We start from the raw sequence: 7,360 nt of genomic DNA on the forward strand, positions 1-7,360 counted from the left end.
TCTTAGAATTATAAAATTTTGCTAAATAAGCAGCATGGCAACAATTTGGCAGGATTTTCGCTTGTTTTTAGAGCGTATGCTCAACTAAGTGTTTTTGCATTGTTAAGTCAGAAAATAAAAATGAAATAATAAAAAACAAGACTGATTGTTAAGGACCATCAGAATGAATAACAAAAAAGTTTAATTAAATAAATAAGTATAATCATGGAAAAATTGAATTTTATAGATCCTCTATTACACGGGATTACTCCAAAACCAGCCTCTAAGTTTTCTGTAAAAAATTTAATTTTTGCAGGTGTAGGAACTCTTGTAGCAGGTGCTATTTTGAAAAAAGCGGGACAAGATAAAACTGCTGCCGTTGTTGGAAGCCTGGCTATTCCTCTATTGGCTACAGCTTGCTACAAACAAGTTTCAAAAAACAATAAAGCTAAAAGAGATCTTAACGTAAGCAGCGGTATCGAATACAATCACTAGATTTCATCTGTTTCAGATCTATTTCGAAATCTCTCCAAAATAGTTTAGTCTCGAATTCATGAATTTTGCCTGGTCTCATCAGGCAATAATTCATGAATTCGTGGCTATTTTTTTATCGGATAAAAACTAATGTATATTGATATTTCCTTCCACCCAATTCAATGCTTTATTGAAAGATTCTTTTTTAAAGCCAAGAAAATCGCCGGGAATGACAGAACCAAACCCATTCGTAAAAGAAATAATCTCTTCCGAATCTGTAATTATAGCGGCTCTGTTCCATTTTCCAAAATGTTTTAAACCCAGTAAGGCATCTTGAAGCCATACCCCTGAAGTAGAAGCCTCAGTGTCTGTATCCAAAACCAATAAAAAATTGATTTCGTTGGTTTGTTTTACTAAATGTTCCACTGCGGGGATCACGACACTCAGAAAATCTTCATTTGTTACCACTGCCAATGCCCGAAAAGCGACAATATTGTCTGTTGTATCAATTTGATGTATCATACCATTTATATTTTAAATTGTTATTAATCCTGATCTCTATATCTTTTTCACCTGTCCATTAGAAGAGCTTTCCGATACTAATCATAACACACTTTAAATCGTATCACTTCTAATTGTTTAAAATTTCATCAAAGCTAAGAACCAATAAGTTACAAATTTACAAAGGTTTACACTCATTAAACAATTCCTATTTTTAAAAACCTTTGAAAGTAGTACTCCATTTCATTCGTAAACAAACCGTATCCAAAACACGATTAGAATCCTTAAAACTTTACACATTTTACCATAAAATTTCAGTAAATTTATGTCCGCACACAATTCTAAACTCATGGAAACAAAAGATGGAAGAATCGCACTTTATGCCAAAAACCGAAAAGAATGGCGCGATTGGCTACAGGAAAACAGTCAGATCGAGAAATCAATCTGGTTGATCTTATACCACAAAAAAAGTAAAACAGAAAGTGTAAATCTTATCGAAGCGACAGAAGAAGCACTCTGTTTTGGGTGGATTGACAGTTTGTGTAAGAAACGGGATCCTGAAAGTTATTATCTGACATTTACTCCAAGAAATGCCAAAAAAAGCAAATGGAGCCAACCCAATAAAGAACGCGCAGAAAGAATGATTGCAGAAGGTTTAATGACAGAATACGGTCAGCTTTCGATTGATCTCGCCAAGCAAAATGGCAAATGGGAATCGGTTTAAAGAACTTTAATGACTGCCTCTCCATAGTATGGTCAAACCACAAAATTTTTACATTATTAGTACCATTTTCTTAGTGGTAAATGCAATTTGATTTGTAGTTTTAGGCTTCAAAGAGTACCACTGTTCACATCCATTCCAGTAAATAGTTTTGGCGGAAGCAACAGGAAGTTGTCCAATAAAAACCATTCAACACAAAAACAAGAAATTAAAAATCAGCTCATTAAATCCTTTTACATCAAGTATAAATACAACTATTCCAGTCTCAAAAATACTTGTTTTTAGACGAACTGACAGTCCAAAAACGAGCTTCTGACAAGTACTGCCATCAAACAAAAAAAAAAAAAAAAACAACTAACAACATAATTACCAATACTTTAACCCGCAACATATAAAGTAAAAAATAAATCACAAATAAAATCCAAATGCATTCAAGCGGCAATCCATTCGGAAACTTAAAACACCTAAAAACCAAATAACAATGATCGTAGATTCGTTACAAAACGCAGCCAGATATTACGGCCTGCATCCTAATTTTAAAAAAGCATTTGATTACGTAAACCAAAATGACATCAGCATTCTTGAAGAAGGAGCCTTTGAAATTGGCGAGGGCTTAAAAGTAATTGTAATTGTTGGCGAAGGCACCACTAAAGAAGAAAGTATAAAAGGGTTTGAATGCCACGATAAAAATATCGACATCCAAATTCCGATCAAAGGACCGGAAACTTTTGCCTGGAAACCCAGAGAAAAATGCATTAGTCCGAACGGAGAATACAGTGATGAACGCGATGTTCGTTTCTTTTACGACAAACCGGATATGTTTTTCGAATTACAGGAAAAGCAGTTTACAATTCTATTTCCCGAAGATGTTCACTCAGCAATGATAAGCGAAAGTTCACTTAAAAAAATTGTTATTAAAGTAAAAGTTTAAGTTTAAGTTTAAGTTTAAGTTTAAGTTTAAAACAGGAACAGCATTCAAAACACTATCAATCACAAAATTTTACATGGATTCAATATTTAATCTAAAAGGAAAAATTGCCTTAATTACTGGTGGTGCCGGCGTACTGGGAAGTAACTTTGCGAACGTTTTGGCCAAACAGGGCGTTATTACCGGAATCGTTTCCCAATCTATCGAAAAAGCCAATACAACCGTAGCCGCAATAGAGAGTAAAGGTGGAAAAGCTTTTGCCATTCAGGCAAATGTTTTGAACAAAGAAGAACTGGAAAAAGCCAAAGATTTTATCGTAAAAAAATACGGCCGTCTCGATATTCTCATCAATGCTGCAGGAGGAAACATGCCCGGAGCTACCATCAGCCCGGATCAGGCCATCTACGACCTTCAAACCGAAGATTTGCAAAAAGTAATCGATTTGAATATTATTGGAACGATGTTGCCTTCACAAGTATTTTCGGAACTTTTTGCTCAACAAAAACAGGGAAATATCATTAACATCTCATCGGCAGCCGCACAACGTCCCTTAACAAGGGTGGTAGGATATGCCGCTTCTAAAGCAGCAATCGACAATTTCACACAATGGATGGCAGTAGAACTGGCTACTAAATATGGTGAAGGAATACGTGTCAATGCCATTTCACCGGGGTTTTTCATAGGAGAACAGAACCGCTCTCTCTTACTGACTCCGGAAGGAAAACTAACGCCAAGGGGAGAAAAAATCATCGAACATACTCCAATGGGAAGATTTGGGACTCCCGAAGATGTCAACGGAGCTCTTTTGTATTTATGCAGCGACCTGTCAAAATTTGTCACGGGAACAATTCTAAAAGTAGACGGAGGATTTGCGGCAGCAAGTATTTAAAACGAAAACAGAACCTTATCAATCCTATCGTATTACCAAATCATTAACAAAAAAAGAAAAAAAACTATATGATTTCTGTTTAGGATTTTCTTACTTTGTGTGAACACTTAAAAACTATTCTAACTATGAAAAAAATTAATTTATTGGTAATGGTCTTATTGACAGCTTTTTCAGTTAATGCACAAGACGTTAAATTTGCTCCTTTGGATGCGAGTCCGGTTGATATTGCGTATTCTCCAAACAAAGCGGTAAAATTCAAGAAAACCGATAATCCGGCTCCGGCAGTTAAGGTTGTTTATTCAAGACCTTCTGTTAAGGGACGCGCTATTTTTGGTGAATTGATTAAGTTTGGTGAAGTTTGGCGTGTAGGTGCTAACGAAAATAGTGAAATCAAATTTTACAAACCGGTTACTATTGGCGGAGTAAATATTCCTGCCGGAACTTACAGTTTATTTGCTATTCCTGAAAAAGACAAATGGACCATCATTATCAATAAAGAAATTGATTTATGGGGTGCTTATGCGTATGACGAAAGTAAGGATATTGCAAGAGTAAGTGTTCCTGTAAAACCAGTATCCAACACAATTGAGGCCTTATCTATTGCTTTTACTACTCAGGGTTCCGTAACGAATTTGGTAATTGGCTGGGACAAAACAACTGTTGAAGTTCCAATCACAATAAAATAATAGTCTGCACAATTAGCAACAGAGATAAAGAGATACCTAACGGTGTCTCTTTTTTTATGCTTCAACACAAAACAAAAATGATAAAAAAGAGAAAAATCATTATGATTTAGTTCTCTGTAATTTATTTTTCATCCGGTTATACTTTATACGATGAAGTTTTGTATTTTTATGAATATCAATGAATTTAATTTTTAACTTAATCAAAAAATAGATGGGAAAATTTGTAATTACTAAGAGAGCCAATGGTGAATTTCAATTTAATTTAAAAGCTGGTAATGGGCAAACTATTCTAACAAGTGAAGGTTATACTACCAAAGCGGCCTGCTTAAACGGAATTGAGTCTGTTAAAACAAACTCGCAGGACGACGGAAGATTTGACAGACTGGAATCCAAAAGCGGAAAACCTTATTTCAACTTAAAAGCCAGTAACGGCCAGATTATTGGGGCAAGCGAAATGTATGAAAGTACTAGCGCCCGAGATAACGGAATAGCATCGGTAAAAACAAACGCACCTGAAGCTTCTACAGACGATCAAACTGCATAACTGCGATACAAAATAATAAGAAATGGGGCTACTGAGCCCCATTTTTTTTCATTTCCCAAGACTAAATCGCTCCGAATTTTTCTTTATAACGACGTAACTCTTCTTCCGTTTTGCTTAACAATTTCTCTAAAAGCACAATTTTATCTTCATACAAAGCCTTTAAAACTGCGCTATTATCCGAATTAATCTGAATACTTCCATTATTGTTTCCTCTCACTTTATTAAAACTATTAAAGTATCTCTGACTGTCAAAACTGATTACGTCTTCTACACTAACTTCTAAAATCCTGGCTATTTCAACCAATTTTTCATACGAAAGAATCGTTTTTCCTTTCTCAATTTTACTATATCCTGCCTGTGTAACACCTAACTGATCTGCCATATATTCCTGCGTGTAATTTTTTAGTTCTCTTATGCTTTTTATTTTACTTTTTATCGAAGAGGTCATAATTTTATTTGGGGTATTTTGTATCGCTAAAAACCAACCGCTATTAAACTTATAGTAGTACAGCCATACTTTTTTAGTATGCGATCATACTACTTCAATCGTAGGTTTATGAAGCAGCAGATTTTCATTTTTTTCTGGTGGTAATAATAAAACCATAAAGTATGGCAAGGGCTATAACCAAAAGATCATTTTGGGAAATTTCATCTACTAACATTATTAAATTTTATAGTTTTGTATTCGTTTTCTTCAAAAGTCTGTTAAAATTCAGGTTTAGAAACTCATCGATCTGTTTCCCGATTTCTTGACGGTCTAAAACCTTAATTTTTACTTTGATCTCTTTTTTATATACATCTTTTACAATAACATAATAGTCAAATTCAAAAGTATTATAGAATCTTAAAATGATAAGAACAGCATATACTATAATCGTGGGGCCGATATAATACAAGTCATTTAAATTGGAAAAAAACATACAATAATAAGCCAAAGCGGTAGTCAGAGTAAAAACTCCGTTTTCAAGAAGATAGGTCTTCTTTTTTTTGAGTAAACCAAGTTCTGTAATTTCATTAAAACAGTATTGCCATCGTTTTGAACCATACTGAAACTGAACCTGATCCTGAGTAAGGGTAATGAACATAGTAATTAAAGATTATTAATAAAAGACAAGAAATAATTATACTGAATACCAAATTCAGCGATAATTAAAAGTGGTTTATATTCCTAAAAAAGCAACCATTAGCGGTCTCTATTTTTTGAATAAAACTCTCTTTCGCAATATTACGCATTCTATGTATTTTCTTTCTTACAAACCTCCTAATAGAATATAACTAACTGTTGTAATTAATTCTGAAATGTAAACTTTTACCTATATCCAATGGTGTAGACCGTTGATTTTATCTCTATTAGATTTCATTTTTCGTCTTAATGATAAAAAACAAAAAAGCCCTTAATCAGAATTTGTTTAAGGGCTTACCAATTATCTTCTTAGAATTAAACTATCCCAATCCGGAGGTCTTCAATTTTTGAAAGCGGAATCTCGGGATTGGCACCGGGTGACGCAGCAACTAAGGCACCTACAGCACAAGCAAAATCAATTGCGTCCTGAGGCTTTTTTCCGGTAAGCAATGAAGTAATCAAAGCAGCTAAAAAAGAATCCCCAGCCCCTACTGTATCAACAACTTTTACAGTATAACCGTAATTCTCATACAATTGATTCTCCCAAAGCAATACGGCACCATATTGCCCTCTGGTTACACAAATAGCATTCGTACTAGTTTTCTCTGCAATAAAATAAATATTTTCTTCCAGTGTGGTAAAAGGCGAATGCAGTGCTGCGGAAACTTCTAATAATTCTTCATCATTAAACTTTATAAAACTGGCGGCATGCATCAACTGTTCTAAAATCTCATAGGAATAATGAGGCTTTCTTAAATTGACATCAAAAACTTTATAAACATTTGTCTGTAACAATTCTTCAAGAGATTTTCTCGATATCTCATCCCGACAAACTAAACTTCCAAAAATCAAAACATCGGCATTCGCTGCCAAACTTCTGGCAAAATCACTCAAAACAATCTTATCCCAGGCCGCGGGATAATGAATGACATAACTCGCCGAACCTTTCTCGTTCAGGGTCACATGAACCAGACCGGTTGGAAAATCTTCTGACTTGATTATCGCTTCTGCTTCGAGTCCAAGATTTTTTATATGATTAATAATGGCAACACCATCTTCATCATTTCCCACACAGCTAATCATTGCTGCATTGCAGCCTAACGATTGCATTCGCAGGGCAACGTTTAATGGTGCGCCTCCAACCTTTTTTTCTGCAGCAAAAACATCCCAAAGTACTTCTCCGTAGGCAACTGCCTTTAGACTTTTTCCGTTACTCATTCTAAAAACAATTTTATATTAGCAAGTCTGTTTAACACACGGTAATATTGATTTCCTTCCTTAACAAAAGATTGTCTAACTCTTTTTACCGATGTGTCTAAAATACAACTATAAAATTAAACTTCGATCCGGGCAATACTAAAAACTGCTGGTTGATTTAAAAAATGATTCAATAGAAATGATGGTTTACGTCTTGTAATTTAGTTCATAGTGCGTTGCACTATGTTTGTGCTTTTAGGCTTTCAGCCTTTTTTATGGTTCTAGAACACTAATTCCAATAAATACAATCATCTAAAG

10 protein-coding genes are annotated in these 7,360 nt (G+C 34.6%); 6 read left to right on the forward strand and 4 right to left on the reverse strand.

Translation table 11 applies throughout. From position 1 onward, the window contains the following. Positions 1-204: 204 nt before the first annotated feature. The gene (locus JO950_RS20540) at positions 205-474 is read left to right on the forward strand and encodes a hypothetical protein (RefSeq protein ID WP_017495638.1); all 270 of its coding nucleotides are present in this window, start codon (positions 205-207) and stop codon (positions 472-474) included. A 126-nt stretch (positions 475-600) separates the two neighbouring features. Here the strand turns inward: JO950_RS20540 and JO950_RS20545 are convergent, their stop codons facing one another. Further along, complete coding sequence (locus JO950_RS20545) at positions 601-975, reverse strand: STAS/SEC14 domain-containing protein (protein WP_202704311.1); 375 nt, start codon at positions 973-975, stop codon at positions 601-603. 328 nt (positions 976-1,303) lie between these two features. On the opposite strand from JO950_RS20545, the gene JO950_RS20550 reads away from it, so the two are divergent. The 5 genes from JO950_RS20550 (at position 1,304) to JO950_RS20570 (ending at position 4,722) form a co-directional block, all read left to right on the forward strand. Further along, positions 1,304-1,678, forward strand: coding sequence for a YdeI family protein (locus JO950_RS20550; RefSeq protein ID WP_202704312.1), 375 nt, complete (start codon positions 1,304-1,306; stop codon positions 1,676-1,678). Between the two features lie 478 nt (positions 1,679-2,156). Further along, on the forward strand, positions 2,157-2,606 hold the full coding sequence (locus JO950_RS20555) for a YhcH/YjgK/YiaL family protein (protein WP_202704313.1): 450 nt from the start codon (positions 2,157-2,159) through the stop codon (positions 2,604-2,606). A 73-nt stretch (positions 2,607-2,679) separates the two neighbouring features. Beyond that, positions 2,680-3,492 carry an SDR family oxidoreductase gene (locus JO950_RS20560; RefSeq protein WP_202704314.1) on the forward strand — a complete coding sequence of 271 codons (813 nt, stop codon included), beginning with the start codon at positions 2,680-2,682 and terminating at the stop codon, positions 3,490-3,492. Between the two features lie 125 nt (positions 3,493-3,617). Beyond that, the gene (locus tag JO950_RS20565) at positions 3,618-4,178 is read left to right on the forward strand and encodes a DUF2911 domain-containing protein (protein ID WP_202704315.1); all 561 of its coding nucleotides are present in this window, start codon (positions 3,618-3,620) and stop codon (positions 4,176-4,178) included. A gap of 211 nt (positions 4,179-4,389) precedes the next feature. Beyond that, the gene (locus JO950_RS20570) at positions 4,390-4,722 is read left to right on the forward strand and encodes a YegP family protein (protein WP_017495632.1); all 333 of its coding nucleotides are present in this window, start codon (positions 4,390-4,392) and stop codon (positions 4,720-4,722) included. 61 nt (positions 4,723-4,783) lie between these two features. Here the strand turns inward: JO950_RS20570 and JO950_RS20575 are convergent, their stop codons facing one another. The 3 genes from JO950_RS20575 to JO950_RS20585 form a co-directional block, all read right to left on the reverse strand. Further along, positions 4,784-5,170 carry a helix-turn-helix domain-containing protein gene (locus JO950_RS20575; protein WP_202704316.1) on the reverse strand — a complete coding sequence of 129 codons (387 nt, stop codon included), beginning with the start codon at positions 5,168-5,170 and terminating at the stop codon, positions 4,784-4,786. A 223-nt stretch (positions 5,171-5,393) separates the two neighbouring features. Then, positions 5,394-5,807 carry a hypothetical protein gene (locus JO950_RS20580; protein WP_202704317.1) on the reverse strand — a complete coding sequence of 138 codons (414 nt, stop codon included), beginning with the start codon at positions 5,805-5,807 and terminating at the stop codon, positions 5,394-5,396. A gap of 353 nt (positions 5,808-6,160) precedes the next feature. Continuing rightward, entirely contained in the window at positions 6,161-7,063 is a 903-nt protein-coding gene (locus JO950_RS20585) for a carbohydrate kinase family protein (protein WP_202704318.1), read from the reverse strand. Positions 7,064-7,360: the final 297 nt, after the last annotated feature.

The organism is Flavobacterium sp. UGB4466 (assembly GCF_903469665.1).
GTDB lineage: Bacteria > Bacteroidota > Bacteroidia > Flavobacteriales > Flavobacteriaceae > Flavobacterium > Flavobacterium lipolyticum.

Excerpts from the sequence above, each read along its gene's own strand:
- JO950_RS20565 (WP_202704315.1), top strand. The coding sequence starts at position 3,618 with ATGAAAAAAATTAATTTATTGGTAATGGTCTTATTGACAGCTTTTTCA.
- JO950_RS20555 (WP_202704313.1), top strand. The coding sequence starts at position 2,157 with ATGATCGTAGATTCGTTACAAAACGCAGCCAGATATTACGGCCTGCAT.
- JO950_RS20585 (WP_202704318.1), bottom strand. The coding sequence starts at position 7,063 with ATGAGTAACGGAAAAAGTCTAAAGGCAGTTGCCTACGGAGAAGTACTT.
- JO950_RS20570 (WP_017495632.1), top strand. The coding sequence starts at position 4,390 with ATGGGAAAATTTGTAATTACTAAGAGAGCCAATGGTGAATTTCAATTT.
- JO950_RS20575 (WP_202704316.1), bottom strand. The coding sequence starts at position 5,170 with ATGACCTCTTCGATAAAAAGTAAAATAAAAAGCATAAGAGAACTAAAA.
- JO950_RS20550 (WP_202704312.1), top strand. The coding sequence starts at position 1,304 with ATGGAAACAAAAGATGGAAGAATCGCACTTTATGCCAAAAACCGAAAA.
- JO950_RS20580 (WP_202704317.1), bottom strand. The coding sequence starts at position 5,807 with ATGTTCATTACCCTTACTCAGGATCAGGTTCAGTTTCAGTATGGTTCA.
- JO950_RS20560 (WP_202704314.1), top strand. The coding sequence starts at position 2,680 with ATGGATTCAATATTTAATCTAAAAGGAAAAATTGCCTTAATTACTGGT.
- JO950_RS20545 (WP_202704311.1), bottom strand. The coding sequence starts at position 975 with ATGATACATCAAATTGATACAACAGACAATATTGTCGCTTTTCGGGCA.
- JO950_RS20540 (WP_017495638.1), top strand. The coding sequence starts at position 205 with ATGGAAAAATTGAATTTTATAGATCCTCTATTACACGGGATTACTCCA.